We start from the raw sequence: 16,121 nt of genomic DNA on the forward strand, positions 1-16,121 counted from the left end.
GAAGGACAGCCATGTTCGGGTACCGCGTTCCCGCGCCCAACGAGGCGATGCTGATCTCCGGGGGCAAGCGCAGCCACGGCGACTCGCCGTTCCGGGTCGTGACCGGTCACGGCGCGTTCGTCATGCCGGTCTTCCGGAAGGTCCGGTTCCTCACGCTTTCCATGTGCGAGGCCGAAGTGACCGAAGTGTGCGTCACGAAACAGGCCATCGCCCTGACCGTGCGGGCGGTGATCGCGTTCAAGGTCGGCAACGACACCGAGAGCATCGTCAACGCCGGCCAGCGGTTCCTCTCCGACCAGGACCAGATGTCCGTGCTGACCGGCCGGATCTTCGCCGGCCACCTGCGTTCGATCATCGGGTCGATGACGGTCGAGGAGATCATCACCGAGCGGCAGAAGCTCGCCACCGAGGTGCTGGACGGCTCGGCGGTGGAAATGGCGAAGATCGGGCTCACCGTCGACGCGCTCCAGATCCAGTCGATCGACGACATGAAGCTCGGCTACATCGCCGCGATGGCCGCGCCGCACAACGCCGCCATCCAGCGGGACGCCCAGATCGCGCAGGCGGTGGCGAACCAGACCGCGGCGGAAGCCGAGCAGAAGTCCCAGCGCACGCAGGCGGAGTACGCCCGGCAGACGTCGATCGTCCAGGCGCAGTACCGCGCCGAGGTCGAGGCGGCGCAGGCCGAAGCCGCCCAGGCCGGGCCGCTCGCGCAGGCCAAGGCGCAGCAGGAGGTCATCGACGCGCGCACCGAGCTGGCCCAGCGCGAAGCCGAACTGCGTCAGCAGCAGCTCGTCGCCGAGGTGATCAAGCCCGCCGACGCGGAGGCCGAGCGGATCCGCATCCTCGCGCTGGCCGAGGCGGAGCGGATGCGCGTGCAGGCCGAGGCGGCCGCGTCGAACAACCGGGTCGCGCTCGACCGGATGCTCATCGACCAGCTGCCGCAGATCGTCAAGGAGGCCGGGCGCGGGCTGTCCGGGGCGAACGTGAACATCCTCAACGGCGCCGACGGCCTGGGCGAGATGGCCGCCGGGCTCGTCGGCCAGGGACTGTCCATCTTGGACTCGGTGAAGCGCGGGCTGAGCACGTCGCCGGCCCCCGCCGTGGCCCCCGAGGAGAACGGGCAGGTGACCAAGCCCGAGCTGACGCAGTCCTAGGAAGCGGGCTTCACCGCGACGACCAGGTCACGCAGGATGGCCTGGTCGACCCGGTGGGTGAAGTCGTCCCACGGCCCGCCCTCGCGGACGTCCAGCCCGGCCTTGCGCAGCACCTCGACGAGTTCTTCGCGCGGCAGCACGGTGGTGTTCCACGAGATGCCGAGCGCCCCGCCGGGCCGCAGCACGCGCGTCCACACCGGAACGGCCGCGGCGAGCAGGTCGCGCGGGCTGCGCTGCAGGCCCGCTTCGCGGTGGCTGCCGTGCTGGACGCCGTACGGCGCGTCGGTGACGATCACGTCGCACGAGTTCGCCCGCAGCACCTCGTCGGTGGTCAGCGTGTCGGCCTGGAAGTAGGTGAGCTTGCGCGTGTCGCCCGCTTTGTACGCTTCCTTGTCCAGCGCGTACTCGATGTCGAGTCGCCGGCCGAGCCGGACCTTGTTGCGCCGCAACTGACCCGAGTCCGCGGTGTGCTTGACGCGCTTGGTCCGCAGCCACGTCTTGATGAACGCCTCGTAGGCCTCGAAGTCCTTGGCGTCGACGTCCAGGCCGGTGGCGTGCAGGCCGTACATCATCGCCTGGTTCAGCGTGGTGCCGCGGCCGCACAGCGGGTCGAGCAGGTACTTCGGCCGGTCGGAGAACGGGTCCGCGGTCGCCAGCAGCGTCACGTTCAGCAGCAGCTTCGTGAACGACTCGTTGGTCTTGCCGGGGTACTTCTGGATGGTCAGCAGGTCCGAGTCCGCCTTCGCCAGCGGCGTCACGGTGACCGGGCGCAGGACGCCGTCGCCGAGCTCGAACAGCGCGTACAGCGACGAAAGGTTCGACAGCAGCGCGAGGTCGCGCTCGCCGAGGGGCACCGAGCTGGTGAAGCGCACGTACCCGACGCCGCCGAGCTCGACCTCCTCGATCCCGGACAGTTCGGCCGGCAGTGCCGCGCCGAACACCGCCAGCTCGGCGCGCAGCAGCGCGGGGGAGGAGGCGGCGTAGACCCGGTTGGCTGACGGGTGGACCAGGATCACGTACTCAGGCATCCCGCAGAGCGTAGCGTGACGCACCGTGACCCCTACTTTGGCGCAGGACATCCGGGACGCGGCCGCGCTGCTCGCGTCGGCGACCGACGTGACGGTGCTCGGCCACGTCCGCCCGGACGCGGACGCCCTCGGCAGCGCGCTCGCCCTCGGCCGGGCGCTGGTCCAGCGCGGCGCTCGCGTCCGCGTGTCGTTCGGCGAGCCCGACGAGGCGCCGGAGACGCTGCGGTGGCTGGACGAGGACGGCCTGCTCACCCACCCCGACGACCTGCCGGCCGGCGAAGCGCTGCTGGTCTGCGTCGACACGCCGGTGCCGCAGCGGCTGGGCCGGCTCGCCGGGCGCGTCGCGCTGGCCGGCTCGGTGCTGGTGATCGACCACCACGCGACCAACACGTTCTACGGCGGCTGCAACGTCGTCGACGAGACCGCCGAGGCCAGCGCGATCCTCGTGTTCCGGATCCTGGACGCGATGGGCGTCGAGCTCGACGAGCCGATCGCGCGCGGGATCTACGCGGGGATCGTCACCGACACGAGCGGGTTCCGCCGGGCGAGCCCGGAGACGCACCGGATGGCCGCGCGGCTGCTGGAGGCCGGCGTCGACCCGGAGAAGGTGGTGCGGCGGATCGTCGACGAGCGGCCGTTCGGCTGGCTGCCGATGCTGTCGTCGGTGCTGCGCGACGCTTCGCTGGAGCCGGAAGCGGCGCAGGGGCGGGGTTTCGTGCACGCGGTGGTCCGCATCGACGACGCGCGGGCGGTGCGTGGCGAAGAGGTCGAGTCGGTGATCGACGTCGTCCGCTCAGTGCGCGAGGCGGCGGTCGCGGCGGTGCTCAAGCAGGACGTGACGAACCCGGCCCAGTGGCAGATTTCCCTGCGTTCGATCGGGGTCGACGTCTCGGCGGTGGCATCGGAGTTCGGCGGCGGCGGGCACCGGCAGGCCGCGGGCTGCACGATCGCCGGGACCGCGCCGGAGGTCCTCGCCGGGTTGCGGGAGGCGCTGGAGCGGGCGCCGCTGCTGTAGGCACTCGCCTGACGAGGTGACGTTCGGCCGCCGGCGTCGGACGGCGGGCCGGGAAAGTTCCCGCGTTCCCGCCGGTCAGAACTGTCGGTGGGGGCGGTTAGAGTCCGGTTCGTGGTGAACGTGGAGGAGACGGAGCGGATCCCGGCGAAGCGCGTGCTCGGCCTGGCCGTGCCCGCGCTGGGGGTGCTGGCCGCCGAGCCGTTGTACGTGCTGGTCGACACCGCCGTGGTCGGCCACCTGGGCGCGCTGCCGCTGGCCGGGCTCGCGCTCGGCGGCGTGGTGCTGGCCCAGGTGTCGAGCCAGCTGACGTTCCTGTCGTACGGCACGACGTCCCGCACGGCCCGGCTGCACGGCGCGGGCCGCCGCGCCGACGCGGTGCGCGAGGGCGTCCAGGCGACGTGGCTGGCGGTGCTGGTCGGGCTCTTCGTGCTGGTGGCCGGGCAGCTGCTGGCGTGGCCGATCGCGCGGGCGCTGTCGGGCAGCGACGAGGTCGCCGGTGCGGCCGTGTCGTGGGTCCGGATCGCGCTGTTCGGGGCGCCGCTGATCCTGGTCACGATGGCGGGCAACGGCTGGATGCGCGGGGTGCAGGACGCCGCGAAGCCGTTGCGGTACGTGCTGGCGGGCAACGGGATTTCGGCGGTGCTGTGCCCGGTGCTCGTCTACGGGGCGGACCTCGGGCTGGAGGGCTCGGCGATCGCGAACGTCGTGGCGCAGGTGATCTCGGCGTCGCTGTTCATCGTGGCGCTGGTGCGCGAGAAGGTGGGGCTGCGCCCGGACTTCAAGGTGATGCGCGCCCAGCTGGGCCTGGGCCGCGACCTGGTGCTGCGCAGCTTGGCGTTCCAGGCGTGCTTCATCTCGGCGGCGGCGGTGGCGGCCCGCACCTCGACCGAAGCCGTGGGCGCGCACCAGGTGGTCCTGCAGTTGTGGACGTTCTTGGCGCTGGTCCTGGACTCGGTGGCGATCGCGGCCCAGTCCCTGGTGGGCGCGGCATTGGGCGCGAACGCGGCCCGCCAGGCCCGCGGGGTGGCGGCGCAGATCACGGGGTACGGGCTGCTGCTGGGGTGCTTCTTGTGCGTGCTGTTCGCGGCGTTGTCGTGGGTGCTGCCGCACGCGTTCACGTCCGACCCGGGGGTGCTGGCCGAGATCCCGCACGCGTGGTGGTTCTTCGTGGCCCTGCAGCCGATCGCGGGAGTGGTGTTCGCACTGGACGGCGTGCTGCTGGGAGCGGGTGACGCGGCATTCCTGCGCAACGCAACCCTCGGCAGCGCGGCGCTCGGCTTCCTGCCGCTGATCTGGGCCTCGCTGGGCTTCGGGTGGGGACTGACGGGGATCTGGGTCGGGCTGTCGCTGTTCATGGTGTTGAGGTTGGTGTTCGTGCTGGTCAGGTGGCGCTCGGGCAACTGGGCGGTGACCGGCGCGATCCGGCCGGCGTGAGGGTGCGGCCGGGGCGGGCGCGGGGCGAATTGGGCGGTACGCCATGGCCGCGCGACCTGCCCGCTGGTCGCGCGCCGGTAACCGCCGTTGAGCCCGAGTCACCCCGCGCGCCACAACACGCTCTCAAGCCCGAGCCCGGCGGGCCAGCCGGATCCGCCGGTCCACCAACCGCCTCAAAAACGGCGCCGCCAGCGGACCCAAAGCCGCCAGCAAAGCCACCGACCGGTCCGGATAAACGGCATACCGCTCCCGCTCCACCGCCCGCACGATCGCCGACGCGACAGCCTCCGCCGCCATCGGCCGGATCGTCCCGCTGATCGCCGCCGTCTCCGCCGGCTTCCAGCGGTTCTCCTCGGCCAGCTGCGGCGTGTCCACGTCCGGCGGATACACGCAAGCCACATGCACCCCGGCCGGGTTCAGCTCGTCCCGCAACGCCTCCATCAACCCGCGCACCGCGAACTTCGCCGGCGCGTACGCCGTATACCCGTAGATCCCCAGCACCGCCGCCGCCGACGAGATCGCCACGATCGACCCCGACCGCCGCCGGACCATCGACGGTGCCACCTCGCGGACCGCGTGCAACGTCCCGAAGTAGTCCACCTCCACCATCCGCCGGAACACCTCGTCGTCCAGCGAAAGGAACTCGCCCGGACGCGCCTGCCCGGCGCACGTCACCAGCACGTCGCACGGCCCGGCCGCGGCCACCAGCGAAGCGAAAGCCGCTGCCACTTCCCCCTGCGAAGAGACGTCGGCCACCGCCGTCCGCACCGCATAGCCGCGTGACTTCAACGACACGGACGCCTTCCGCAGCCGGGACTCGTCCCGCGCCACCAAGGACACCGACGCGCCACGCGCTCCCAGCGCGGCCGCCGTCGCCAACCCGATCCCGCTGGACCCGCCCGTGATCACCGCGTGCGCCCCGTGGAGCCCGGTCACCACACCACCCCCGAACGTGAAGGAGATTCACATAAAACCATGTGGTGAACGCCACCGGGATAACAGCTATGTTTCGCCGTTGCTTAGGCGCTACAAGTAGTAGGGACGGCAGCGCAGGCGTCCGCCACGAAACGCCGAAACCCTGGAGGAACTTGTGCCGCCCGCCACCGGCCGCGCCACCGCCCGGTCCTGGCTCATCTGGCTCGCCGCCGTCACCGTCTACCTCCTCGCGGTCTTCCACCGCACCTCCTTCGGCGTCGCCGGGCTGCAGGCGGCCGAGCGCTTCGGCGTGGGCGCGGCCGCGCTCGGGACGTTCACCGTCCTGCAGGTCGGCGTCTACGCCGCGATGCAGATCCCGACCGGCGTCCTCGTCGACCGCTACGGCCCCCGCCGCGTCCTCACCGCCGCCGTCCTGATCCTCGGCGCCGGCCAGCTGCTCCTCGGCGTCGCCCACTCCTACGGCCTCGGCCTGCTCGCCCGCGGCGTCCTCGGCCTCGGCGACGCGCTCACGTTCGTCAGCGTGCTGCGCCTGGTCGCCGCCCACTTCCCGGGCCGCCAGTACGCACTGCTGACGTCGTTCACCGCGGCCGTCGGCTACATCGGCAACCTCGCCGCCACCGTCCCGCTCTCGCTGGTGCTCGACAGCGCCGGCTGGACCCCCACGTTCCTGGCCGTCGGCGCGATCACCGTCCTCTACACCCTGGTCGTGACGCTCCGGGTCCGCGACGTCCCGGCCGGCGAACAGCCACCCGTCCGGGAGGAAGTCCGCCCGCGCCAGCTCGCCCACCAGGTCGCCGAGGCCTGGCGGACGCCGGGCACGCGCCTGGGTTTCTGGGTCCACTTCAGCACGATGTTCGCCCCCAACGCCCTGACGCTGCTGTGGGGCGTCCCGTGGCTGGTGCAGGGCCAGGGCCAGTCGAAGGCGACGGCCAGCGCGCTGCTCACCGTGTTCGTCTTCGGCTCGATGGCCGGCGGCCCGCTGCTCGGCGGCGTCATCGGCAGGCACCCGTCGCTGCGGATGCCGCTGGTCGGCGGCTACATCGGCGGCGCCGCGCTGATCTGGGCGGTGCTGCTGAGCTGGCCGGGCACGGTGCCCGTGCCGGTCCTGGTGCCCGCCTTCGCGTTCCTCGCCCTGGGCGGCCCGGCGTCGATGATCGGCTTCGCGCTCGCCCGCGACTACAACCCGCTCAGCCGCGTCGGCACGGCGACCGGCGTGGTGAACGTCGGCGGTTTCGTGGCGACGACCATCGCCGCCCTGCTCGTCGGCGTGCTGCTGCAGTGGACGGGCGGCAGCTTCCGGCTCTCGCTCCTGGCCATCGTCGCGATCCTCGCCCTGGGCACGTTCCGGATGCTCGTGTGGTGGCGCCGCACCCGCGCCCACCTCTTCCTGGCCGAGGCCCGCGGCGAGGAGCTGCCGGTCCGGATCACCCGCCGCCGCTGGGACGCCGCCCTGCCGGAGACACCGATCGTGGCCGCGTGACCGACGCCTGCAGCAGCTGCGGCGCGACCGCGAACCCGCGCCGCTCGTAGGCGGGCACGGCCGACCCCGAAGAGTGCACGGTGACGCGCTCCAGCCCCAGCTCCTCGGCCAAGCGCAGGACGGCTTCGATCAACAGCCCGCCGAGCCCGCCGCGACGGGCTTCCGGCACGACGTAGACGCTCTGCACGTCACCGGCGGCCCGCGCGAACGCCGTCGGGGTCGGCACGCGCGGGGTGACCGCCAGGAACGCCATCCCGAGCACCCGTCCGTCGCGCACCACGACGAGGCAGTGGTGGGTGGCCGCGTTCTCCCGCGCCCACACGGCGAACTCGCGCACGAACTCCGCGCGGCCGTCGCACGGGAGGCCGTCCTGCTCGGCCACCCAGCGCCACCGGAGTTCGGCGACGGCGGCCAGTTCGGCGGGCCGGGCGGCCCGGGCTTCGATCTCCGTCACGTCCCCATCCTGGCGGGTCGCGGCGGCCTGATCGACCCACGATCGGTGGCCGCTAGGGTTTGCCGCGTGTCGAGCCCCAAACCGCCCCGCCGTCCCGCCCCGCCGCCCGGTCTCCTGATCGTCGACAAGCCCGCCGGCATGACGTCGCACGACGTCGTCGCCCGCGCCCGCCGGATCATGGGCACCCGCAAGGTCGGGCACGCCGGCACGCTCGACCCGATGGCGACCGGCGTGCTGGTGCTCGGCATCGAGCGCGCGACCAAGCTGCTCGGCCACCTGGCGCTGGACCGCAAGACCTACCTGGCCACCCTCAGCCTCGGCAGCAGCACCACGACCGACGACGCCGAGGGCGAGGTCCTCACGACCGGGGACACCGAAAAGACCACCGACGACGAGATCGCCGAAGGCGTCGCGAAGCTGACCGGCGACATCCAGCAGGTGCCGAGCGCGGTCAGCGCGGTCAAGATCGACGGCAAGCGCGCCTACGCCCGCGTCCGCGCCGGCGAGGACGTCGTGATCCCGGCCCGCCCGGTGACCGTCTACCGCTTCGACGTCCTGGGCATCCGCCACGAGGACGACCACGTCGAGGTCGACGCCGTCGTCGAGTGCTCGTCCGGCACCTACGTCCGCGCGCTGGCCCGCGACCTCGGCGCCGACCTCGGTGTCGGCGGGCACCTGAAGGCGCTGCGGCGCACCACGGTCGGCCCGTTCACCCTCGCCAAGGCCCGGACCCTCGACCAGCTCGAGGAGAAGCCCGAACTGAGCCTGGACCTCGACGCCGCCGTCGCCGCGGCCTTCCCGCGCCGCGACCTCGACGCCGCCACGGCGAAGGCGGTCCGGCACGGCCAGCGCATCCCGGCCGCCGGCGTCGAAGGCACCTACGGGCTCTTCGGTCCCGACGGCCGCGTGCTCGCGCTGGCCGCCGACGAAGAAGGCGTGTCCCGCGCAGTGGTCGTTCTGCTGCCCGCCTAGGGTGGCTCTTGAGAGACGGGAGTCTGACGTGCTGCGGTGGCGTGGGCTGGGGGACCTCCCCGGCGGCTGGGGCCGGTGCGTGGTCACCATCGGCGTGTTCGACGGTGTGCACCGCGGGCACCAGGAGCTGGTCAGCCGGACCGTCGCCGCGGCGGCCGAGCGCGGGCTGCCGAGCGTCATGCTGACGTTCGACCCGCACCCGTCGGAAGTCCTGCGCCCCGGCAGCCACCCGGCGCAGCTGACCACGTTGCGGCGCAAGGCGGAGATCGTCGAAAGCCTCGGCATCGACGTCTTCTGCGTGCTGCCCTTCACCCTGGAGCTGTCCCGGCTGCTGCCGGAGGAGTTCGTGCACGAGGTGCTCGTCGACCGGCTGCACGCGGCCGCGGTGATCGTCGGCGACAACTTCACCTTCGGTGCCAAGGCCGCCGGCGACGTCGCGCTGCTGCGCACCCTCGGCCGCCGGTTCGGCTTCGCCGCCTACGGCGCCGAACTGCAGGGCAAGGAACTGTCCGAAGAGGACCAGTCGGCGATCACGTTCTCCAGCACCTACGTCCGGTCGTGCATCGACGCCGGTGACGTCGTCGCGGCGGCCGAGGCGCTCGGCCGCCCGCACCGGCTCGAGGGCATCGTCGTGCGCGGCGACGGCCGCGGCCACGAGCTCGGCTACCCGACGGCGAACCTGTCGACGCCGCGCTTCGCCGCCGTCCCGGCCGACGGCGTCTACAGCGCCTGGTTCACCCGCTCGGCCGACCCGTCGCGCCGGCTGCGCGCCGCGGTCTCGGTCGGCACGAACCCGACGTTCTCCGGGCGCGAGCGGACCGTCGAGGCGTTCGTCCTCGATGTCGACGAGGACTTCTACGGCCAGCACGTGGCGATCGACTTCGTGACGCGGCTGCGCGACCAGGTCCGGTTCGCCGACTCGGCCGGGCTGGTGACGCAGATCGACGACGACGTCATCGAGACGAGAAAGGCACTGGAACTGCCCTCGGACACCCCTACCGGGGGCGAATAGGGGATTTCGCGTTCACGCACGTGACAGCGATGGCAAAATGCTCACGGACGGTGTGCGCGAGCGGGGACAAGGGGAGCGGAACTGGTGGAGGACCACAAGATCGTCCAGCGGAACATCGCGTTGCAGCGCGAGTGGTACGGGGAGCCGCTCGGCGACCGCGTGCGCCGGCTCGTGGTCGCGTTCGACGTTTCGCAGGCGTTCCTGGCCGAGGTCCTCGGGATCAGCGCCCCCATGCTCAGCCAGGTGATGAGCGGGCGGCGGGCGAAGATCGGCAACCCCGTCGTGCTGGCCAGGATGATCATGCTCGAGCGCAAGATCCTGGTGCCCGAGGTCGCCGCCGGCAACCGCGACGCGATGCTGGCCGCGATGGAGGACGTCCGCGACTCCCGGCCCACCGTCGGCCGCGACAACATCCCGGTGATCAACGAAGACCGGCGCGTGCTCGCCTACCTGCGTGACGTCGCCGAGGACGAGGACCTCGGCGAGGCCGCCAAGCGCCTCGACGACGACTTCCCGGCCATCGCCGACCTGCTGCGCCGGGCGGGCAACGGCTCCTGATGCCGGTCCTGTTCAGCGCGCTGCTCCCGCCGGACGACGTCGTCGAGCAGGTCGCCGCGGCCCTCGGCGATCCCGGCGACGGCCTGCGCTGGGAGCCGCCGGAGCGCTGGCACGTCACCCTCGCCTACTACGGCCACGACGACCCGGGCACCCGCGCGGCCTGGCTGGCCGACCGGCTGGCCGGGCGGCGCGCCGTCGACGTCCGGCTGGAAAAGGCCGCGACGTTCCCCGGGGTGCTGTGGTTGACTGTCGCCGGATCGGAGCTGACACCCCTCGCGCACGCCGCGGGGGCCGACGCCGAGGCGAGGCCCTACACGGCCCACCTGACGCTCGCGCGGTTCCCCCGGGAAGATCCGGGGCCCGCCACGCGTTGGACCGAAAGGCTGGCCCGCTTCACCAGCCGCCGCTGGACGGCGGGCGAGGTGGCGCTGGTGACCAGCGAGCGCGAACCGGGTGGCCCCCGCTACCGGGTGGTAAGCGTCTTCGAGCTGGACCGTGCCTGAAGACCGCGCCTGAAGACGCTGTTCAGCGGGCTGGTAACCTCAACGTTCGGGTCCGGCTGCAGTCCGTGGCGGCCGTGACCGTCTTCCCGGCGTGCATCCGGCGTCCGGGGCCGCACGGCACTGATTATTTCGAGGAGCAACACAAGTGGCGCTGTCCACCGAAGAGAAGAAGTCGATCCTGGCCGAGTACGGCGTGCACGACTCGGACACGGGATCCCCCGAGGCCCAGGTCGCGCTGCTGACCAAGCGGATCGTCGGCCTCACCGAGCACCTCAAGGCTCACAAGCACGACCACCACTCGCGTCGCGGGCTCCTGCTGCTGGTCGGCCGTCGCCGCCGGCTGCTGAACTACGTGATGAAGGTGGACATCGAGCGTTACCGTGCGCTGATCCAGCGCCTCGGCCTGCGCCGATAGCTTTACCCGAGGGGGAGTGACCACGCGGTCGCTCCCCCTCGCCACACAAACGGCGCGAGCGCGCACGAGGGTCCGTCCGCCGGTCCTCGGTAGTGGTTCCCGGGAAGAGTCCCGGGGGCTTCGATCGAAGACCGGCCTCATTCCTCGAGCGTCCTCAGGCGAAACGGGTCCCAGGGTGGGAGACTCGCGCCGTACAGAGGAACCAAAGAGGAGAACAATCTATGACCGACTCCACCGGAGTCACCGTGCACGAGACCGAAGCCGTCATCGACAACGGCAAGTTCGGCACTCGCACCGTTCGTTTCGAGACGGGCCGCCTGGCCAAGCAGGCCGCCGGCGCCGTCGTCGCGTACCTCGACGAAGAGACCATGCTGCTCTCGGCGACGACCGCGTCGAAGCACCCGAAGGAGCACTTCGACTTCTTCCCGCTGACCGTGGACGTCGAAGAGCGCATGTACGCCGCGGGCCGCATCCCCGGCGCGTTCTTCCGCCGCGAGGGCCGCCCGTCGACCGACGCGATCCTGACCTGCCGCCTGATCGACCGGCCGCTGCGCCCGTCGTTCGCCGACGGTCTCCGCAACGAGATCCAGGTCGTCATCACCGTCCAGAGCCTCAACCCGGACGACCCGTACGACGTGCTGGCCATCAACGCCGCCTCGGCGTCGACCCAGATCGCCGGCCTGCCGTTCTCCGGCCCGGTCGGCGGCGTCCGCGTCGCGCTGATCGAGGGCCAGTGGGTCGCGTTCCCGACCTGGTCGCAGCTGGAGAAGGCGACCTTCAACATGGTCGTGGCCGGCCGCATCGTCGGTGACGACGTCGCGATCATGATGGTCGAGGCCGAAGGCACCGAGAACACGCTCGACCTGATCGCCGAAGGCGGCAAGGCGCCGGACGAGGTCGCCGTCGCCGAGGGCCTCGAGGCCGCGAAGCCGTTCATCAAGGTCCTGTGCGAGGCGCAGCAGCGCCTGGCCGAGGCCGCCGCGAAGCCGACCGGCGAGTTCCCGGTCTACCCGGCCTACCAGCAGGACGTCTACGAGGCCGTCGCCGCCATCGCGACCGACGACCTGGCCCGCGCGCTGCAGATCGCCGGCAAGCAGGACCGCGACGCCGCGACCGACGAGGTCAAGGCCGCCGTCCTGGAGAAGGTCGGCCTCGGCGAGGGCGAAGCCTTCGAGGGCCGCGACAAGGAGATCGGCGGGGCGTTCAAGGCCCTGACGAAGAAGATCATGCGCCAGCGCGTCCTCACGGAGAAGATCCGCATGGACGGCCGTGGCCTCACCGACATCCGGTCCCTTGCCGCCGAGGTCGCCGTGATCCCGCGGGCGCACGGTTCGGCGCTGTTCGAGCGCGGCGAAACCCAGATCCTGGGCGTCACCACGCTGAACATGCTTCGCCTGGAGCAGCAGATCGACTCGCTGTCCCCGGAGACGCACAAGCGCTACATGCACCACTACAACTTCCCGCCCTTCTCCACCGGTGAGACCGGCCGCGTCGGTTCGCCGAAGCGCCGCGAAATCGGCCACGGCATGCTCGCCGAGCGCGCCCTGGTGCCGGTGCTGCCGAAGCGCGACGAGTTCCCGTACGCGATCCGCCAGGTCTCCGAGGCGCTGGGCTCCAACGGCTCGACCTCGATGGGCTCGGTCTGCGCGTCCACGATGAGCCTGTACAACGCCGGCGTGCCGCTGAAGGCGCCGGTCGCGGGCATCGCGATGGGCCTGGTCTCCGATGAGGTGGACGGGGAGACGCGTTATGTCGCGCTCACCGACATCCTCGGTGCCGAGGACGCCCTGGGCGACATGGACTTCAAGGTCGCCGGCACCAAGGACATCATCACCGCGCTGCAGCTCGACACGAAGCTCGACGGCATCCCGTCGGAGGTCCTCGCGGCCGCGCTGAAGCAGGCGAAGGACGCGCGCATCACCATCCTGGAGGTCATCGCCGAGGCGATCGACAGCCCGGACGAGATGAGCCCGTACTCGCCGCGCGTCACCAGCGTGAAGATCCCGGTCGACAAGATCGGCGAGGTCATCGGCCCGAAGGGCAAGATGATCAACTCGATCACCGAGCAGACCGGCGCCGACATCTCCATCGAGGACGACGGCACGATCTACGTGGGCGCTTCGGACGGCCCGTCGGCGGAGGCGGCGATCGACCTGATCAACGCCATCGCCAACCCGCAGCTGCCCAAGGTCGGCGAGCGCTTCCTCGGCACCGTGGTGAAGACGGCCGCGTTCGGCGCGTTCGTCTCGCTGCTGCCGGGCAAGGACGGCCTGGTGCACATCTCCAAGCTGGGCAACGGCAAGCGGATCGCCAAGGTCGAGGACGTCGTCAACGTGGGCGACAAGCTCCGCGTCGAGATCGCCGACATCGACAACCGCGGCAAGATCAGCCTGATCGTGGTCAAGGACGAGGACGCGGCGGCCCCGGCCGACGCGCCCGCCGCCGACGCCAAGAAGGCCGACGCCAAGTAAGCACCGCTTGTTCGATCCGTGAAGGCCATCTCGGGGGTATCCCTGAGGTGGCCTTCACGGCAAGTTGAGTAAGGAACCCATGGCACGGCAGGTTTCCGGGCACGAGCAGCCCGTCGGCACCACCCGCACGCTCGAGTCCACCCCGGACGGCGCGGTCGTCAAGCGCAGCGTCCTCCCCGGCGGCCTGCGCGTGATCACCGAGCACGTCCCGGCGTCCCGCTCGGCCACGGTCGGGCTGTGGGTCGGCATCGGCTCCCGCGACGAGCCGGCCGCCGTCGCCGGCGCCGCGCACTACCTCGAGCACCTGCTGTTCAAGGGCACGAAGCACCGCGACGCCACGCAGATCGCCGAGGAGATCGACGCCGTCGGCGGCGAGTTCAACGCCTTCACGGCGAAGGAGCACACCTGCTACTACGCGCAGGTGCTCGACGCCGACCTCCCGCTCGCCGTCGACCTGGTCACCGACGTCGTGTTCGAGGCGCTCTGCACCGACCGCGACATGGACATGGAACGCAGCGTCGTCCTCGAAGAGATCTCGATGCGCGACGACGACCCCGAGGACCTCCTCCACGAGACGTTCGTGACGGCGGTCCTCGGCGACCACCCGCTCGGCCGCCCGGTGCTGGGCACCGAGAAGTCCATCATCGGGATGTCGCCGTCGGCGCTGCGGAACTTCTACAAGCGCCGCTACACGCTGCCGCGGATGGTGCTGTCGGTCGCCGGGAACATCGACCACAACCAGGTGCTCCGGCTGGTCCGCAAGGCTCTCCGCGAGAAGCTGACCGGGTCCGCGACGCCGATCGCGCCGCGCGAAGGCCGCGCCCGGATCAAGACCCTCCCGAAGCTGGCCCTGCACACCGACGACACCGAGCAGGCGCACGTCATGCTCGGCCTGCGGTCGATCTCGCGCCACGACGACCGCCGCTTCGCGCTGTCGGTCCTCAACGCGGCCCTCGGCGGCGGCATGTCGTCGCGGCTGTTCCAGGAGATCCGCGAGCAGCGCGGGCTGGCCTACCAGGTGTACTCGTCGGTCGCGAGCTACGCCGACACCGGCCACCTGGCCGTGTACGCGGGCTGCCAGCCGGAGAAGCTCGGCGACGTCGCCGGCGTCATCCGCGAGGTCCTCGACAAGGTCGGCGTCGACGGCCTGACCGACGCCGAGGTGGCCCGCGCCAAGGGCCAGCTGCGCGGCGGGATCGTGCTGGGCCTGGAGGACACGTCGTCGCGGATGTCGCGGATCGGCAAGAACGAGCTCAACTACGGCCGGTACCTGGGCGTCGACGACACGATCGCCCGCATCGACGCCGTCACCACCGAAGACGTGTGTGCGCTCGCTCGCACTTTGTTCGCGCGGCCGGGCGGGGTCTCGGCGGCGGCGGTCGTCGGGCCGTACGCTCACGCCGACGACCTTCCTGACGACCTGCACGAGGTGATCGCTTCATGACCGTCAACGTCGGTGTGCTCGGTGCGCGCGGCCGGATGGGCGCGACGGTGGTGAACGCCGTCGAGAACGCGGCGGACCTGAAGCTGGTGGCCGCGCTCGACGCGGGCGACGACTTCGCGGCGCTGGCGGACGCCCAGGTGGTCGTCGACTTCACCCACCCCGACGCCGTCATGGGCAACCTCGAGTACCTGGTCGAGCACGACATCCACGCGGTCGTCGGCACGACGGGCTTCAGCGAAGACCGGCTGGCCTCGCTGCGGACGCTTTTGGAGCCGAAGCCTTCACTCGGTGTGCTGATCGCGCCGAACTTCGCCCTTGGCGCGGTTCTGGCGATGCGGTTCGCGGCCCAGGCGGCGAAGTTCTACGCCTCGGCGGAGATCATCGAGCTGCACCACAACCGCAAGGCCGACGCGCCTTCGGGCACCGCCGCGCACACCGCCCGGATGATCGCCGCGGCACGCGCGGAGGCGGGCGTGACGCCGGGCCCGGACGCGACGACGGCCGAGCTCGACGGCGCCCGCGGCGCGACGGTCGAGGAGGTCCGCGTGCATTCGGTCCGCCTGCCGGGCCTGGTCGCGCACGAGGAGATCCTGTTCGGCGGCGAGGGGGAGACCCTGACCATCCGCCACGACTCCCTCGACCGGACGTCGTTCATGCCGGGCGTGCTGCTCGGCGTGCGCGAGGTGCTGAAGCGTCCCGGCCTGACGGTCGGCCTGGAGAACGTGCTCGACCTGTGAAGGCCCGCAATGTCGCGCTGCTGCTGACGGCGGCGCTGGTCGTCTACCTGTTCCTGCTCGCGGACCGGGCGTTCGCCCTGTTCGCTTCCGGCACCGGTGCGGGCATCGCCCTGGGCGTCGGCGTGCTACTGCTGCCGATCCTGGGGATCTGGATCGTGGTGGTGACCTGGCGCAACGGCCTGCAGATCCAGCGGCTGTCCCGTCGGCTCGATTCGGAGGGCGCGCTCCCGGACGTCTCGGACCTCCCGCGCCGGCCCTCTGGCCGCGTGGACCGCGACGCGGCCGACGCGTGGTTCGCCGAGCGCCGCGCGGAGGTCGAGGCGGACCAGGAGAACTGGCGGACCTGGTACAAGCTGGCGTACGCGTACGACATCGCGGGCGATCGTCGGCGCGCGCGAGAGACGATGAAGAAGGCTGTGGAGCTGGAAGCTTCCGACCGCTGAATCTTCTTGAAACTGTGGTGTGGCATTTCGCTGACAGTTGTCGTTCATTCGGGAAATGCGCG

16 protein-coding genes are annotated in these 16,121 nt (G+C 71.5%); 13 read left to right on the top strand and 3 right to left on the bottom strand.

The annotated features are described in order from the left end of the window. Positions 1-11: 11 nt before the first annotated feature. Positions 12-1,157 (top strand): flotillin family protein, encoded by a 1,146-nt coding sequence (locus ACERZO_RS23615; RefSeq protein WP_372666894.1) that lies wholly within the window; start codon positions 12-14, stop codon positions 1,155-1,157. Here ACERZO_RS23615 and ACERZO_RS23620 read toward each other — a convergent pair. Next, positions 1,154-2,185: a TRM11 family SAM-dependent methyltransferase gene (locus ACERZO_RS23620; protein WP_372666895.1), complete on the bottom strand. Its 1,032-nt coding sequence runs from the start codon at positions 2,183-2,185 to the stop codon at positions 1,154-1,156. The two genes, ACERZO_RS23615 and ACERZO_RS23620, sit on opposite strands and share 4 nt — an antisense overlap. A 25-nt stretch (positions 2,186-2,210) precedes the next feature. On the opposite strand from ACERZO_RS23620, the gene ACERZO_RS23625 reads away from it, so the two are divergent. Then, on the top strand, positions 2,211-3,200 hold the full coding sequence (locus ACERZO_RS23625; RefSeq protein ID WP_372666896.1) for a DHH family phosphoesterase: 990 nt from the start codon (positions 2,211-2,213) through the stop codon (positions 3,198-3,200). Between the two features lie 114 nt (positions 3,201-3,314). Then, the gene (locus ACERZO_RS23630) at positions 3,315-4,634 is read left to right on the top strand and encodes an MATE family efflux transporter (protein WP_372667219.1); all 1,320 of its coding nucleotides are present in this window, start codon (positions 3,315-3,317) and stop codon (positions 4,632-4,634) included. A 123-nt stretch (positions 4,635-4,757) separates the two neighbouring features. Here the strand turns inward: ACERZO_RS23630 and ACERZO_RS23635 are convergent, their stop codons facing one another. Further along, the gene (locus ACERZO_RS23635; RefSeq protein WP_372666897.1) at positions 4,758-5,570 is read right to left on the bottom strand and encodes an SDR family oxidoreductase; all 813 of its coding nucleotides are present in this window, start codon (positions 5,568-5,570) and stop codon (positions 4,758-4,760) included. A gap of 154 nt (positions 5,571-5,724) precedes the next feature. Between ACERZO_RS23635 and ACERZO_RS23640 the strand changes: the two genes are divergently transcribed. Continuing rightward, positions 5,725-7,050, top strand: coding sequence for an MFS transporter (locus tag ACERZO_RS23640; RefSeq protein ID WP_372666898.1), 1,326 nt, complete (start codon positions 5,725-5,727; stop codon positions 7,048-7,050). Here the strand turns inward: ACERZO_RS23640 and ACERZO_RS23645 are convergent. Next, positions 6,995-7,504 carry a GNAT family N-acetyltransferase gene (locus ACERZO_RS23645; RefSeq protein WP_372666899.1) on the bottom strand — a complete coding sequence of 170 codons (510 nt, stop codon included), beginning with the start codon at positions 7,502-7,504 and terminating at the stop codon, positions 6,995-6,997. The two genes, ACERZO_RS23640 and ACERZO_RS23645, sit on opposite strands and share 56 nt — an antisense overlap. A gap of 66 nt (positions 7,505-7,570) precedes the next feature. Here ACERZO_RS23645 and truB point away from each other — a divergent pair, with 66 nt between their 5' ends. From truB to ACERZO_RS23690, 9 genes are all read left to right on the top strand, one after another. Next, positions 7,571-8,476 carry a tRNA pseudouridine(55) synthase TruB gene (truB, locus tag ACERZO_RS23650; protein WP_372666900.1) on the top strand — a complete coding sequence of 302 codons (906 nt, stop codon included), beginning with the start codon at positions 7,571-7,573 and terminating at the stop codon, positions 8,474-8,476. Positions 8,477-8,504: 28 nt separating this feature from the next. Continuing rightward, positions 8,505-9,488, top strand: a complete 984-nt coding sequence (locus ACERZO_RS23655; protein WP_372666901.1) for a bifunctional riboflavin kinase/FAD synthetase — start codon at positions 8,505-8,507, stop codon at positions 9,486-9,488. 84 nt (positions 9,489-9,572) lie between these two features. Further along, positions 9,573-10,046, top strand: a complete 474-nt coding sequence (locus ACERZO_RS23660; RefSeq protein ID WP_086683272.1) for a helix-turn-helix domain-containing protein — start codon at positions 9,573-9,575, stop codon at positions 10,044-10,046. After that, positions 10,046-10,549 carry an RNA 2',3'-cyclic phosphodiesterase gene (gene thpR / locus ACERZO_RS23665; RefSeq protein WP_372666902.1) on the top strand — a complete coding sequence of 168 codons (504 nt, stop codon included), beginning with the start codon at positions 10,046-10,048 and terminating at the stop codon, positions 10,547-10,549. The genes ACERZO_RS23660 and thpR overlap by 1 nt, the downstream gene beginning before the upstream one ends. 145 nt (positions 10,550-10,694) lie before the next feature. Beyond that, positions 10,695-10,964 (top strand): 30S ribosomal protein S15, encoded by a 270-nt coding sequence (rpsO, locus tag ACERZO_RS23670; protein ID WP_003084034.1) that lies wholly within the window; start codon positions 10,695-10,697, stop codon positions 10,962-10,964. Positions 10,965-11,185: 221 nt separating this feature from the next. Then, on the top strand, positions 11,186-13,435 hold the full coding sequence (locus tag ACERZO_RS23675; protein ID WP_372666903.1) for a polyribonucleotide nucleotidyltransferase: 2,250 nt from the start codon (positions 11,186-11,188) through the stop codon (positions 13,433-13,435). A gap of 79 nt (positions 13,436-13,514) precedes the next feature. Continuing rightward, positions 13,515-14,879 (top strand): M16 family metallopeptidase, encoded by a 1,365-nt coding sequence (locus ACERZO_RS23680; RefSeq protein WP_372666904.1) that lies wholly within the window; start codon positions 13,515-13,517, stop codon positions 14,877-14,879. Beyond that, entirely contained in the window at positions 14,876-15,616 is a 741-nt protein-coding gene (dapB, locus tag ACERZO_RS23685; RefSeq protein ID WP_372666905.1) for a 4-hydroxy-tetrahydrodipicolinate reductase, read from the top strand. Before ACERZO_RS23680 ends, dapB begins: the two co-directional genes overlap by 4 nt. After that, on the top strand, positions 15,613-16,059 hold the full coding sequence (locus ACERZO_RS23690; RefSeq protein ID WP_372666906.1) for a tetratricopeptide repeat protein: 447 nt from the start codon (positions 15,613-15,615) through the stop codon (positions 16,057-16,059). The genes dapB and ACERZO_RS23690 overlap by 4 nt, the downstream gene beginning before the upstream one ends. The last annotated feature ends 62 nt before the right edge of the window (positions 16,060-16,121 follow it).

Origin of the sequence: Amycolatopsis kentuckyensis (assembly GCF_041679295.1) — a bacterium.
Taxonomy (GTDB): domain Bacteria; phylum Actinomycetota; class Actinomycetes; order Mycobacteriales; family Pseudonocardiaceae; genus Amycolatopsis; species Amycolatopsis kentuckyensis_A.

What these genes read in the sequence shown, in the direction of transcription:
- ACERZO_RS23615 (WP_372666894.1), top strand. Translation starts at nt 12, where the DNA reads ATGTTCGGGTACCGCGTTCCCGCGCCCAACGAGGCGATGCTGATCTCC.
- ACERZO_RS23620 (WP_372666895.1), bottom strand. Translation starts at nt 2,185, where the DNA reads ATGCCTGAGTACGTGATCCTGGTCCACCCGTCAGCCAACCGGGTCTAC.
- thpR (WP_372666902.1), top strand. Translation starts at nt 10,046, where the DNA reads ATGCCGGTCCTGTTCAGCGCGCTGCTCCCGCCGGACGACGTCGTCGAG.
- ACERZO_RS23675 (WP_372666903.1), top strand. Translation starts at nt 11,186, where the DNA reads ATGACCGACTCCACCGGAGTCACCGTGCACGAGACCGAAGCCGTCATC.
- ACERZO_RS23680 (WP_372666904.1), top strand. Translation starts at nt 13,515, where the DNA reads ATGGCACGGCAGGTTTCCGGGCACGAGCAGCCCGTCGGCACCACCCGC.
- dapB (WP_372666905.1), top strand. Translation starts at nt 14,876, where the DNA reads ATGACCGTCAACGTCGGTGTGCTCGGTGCGCGCGGCCGGATGGGCGCG.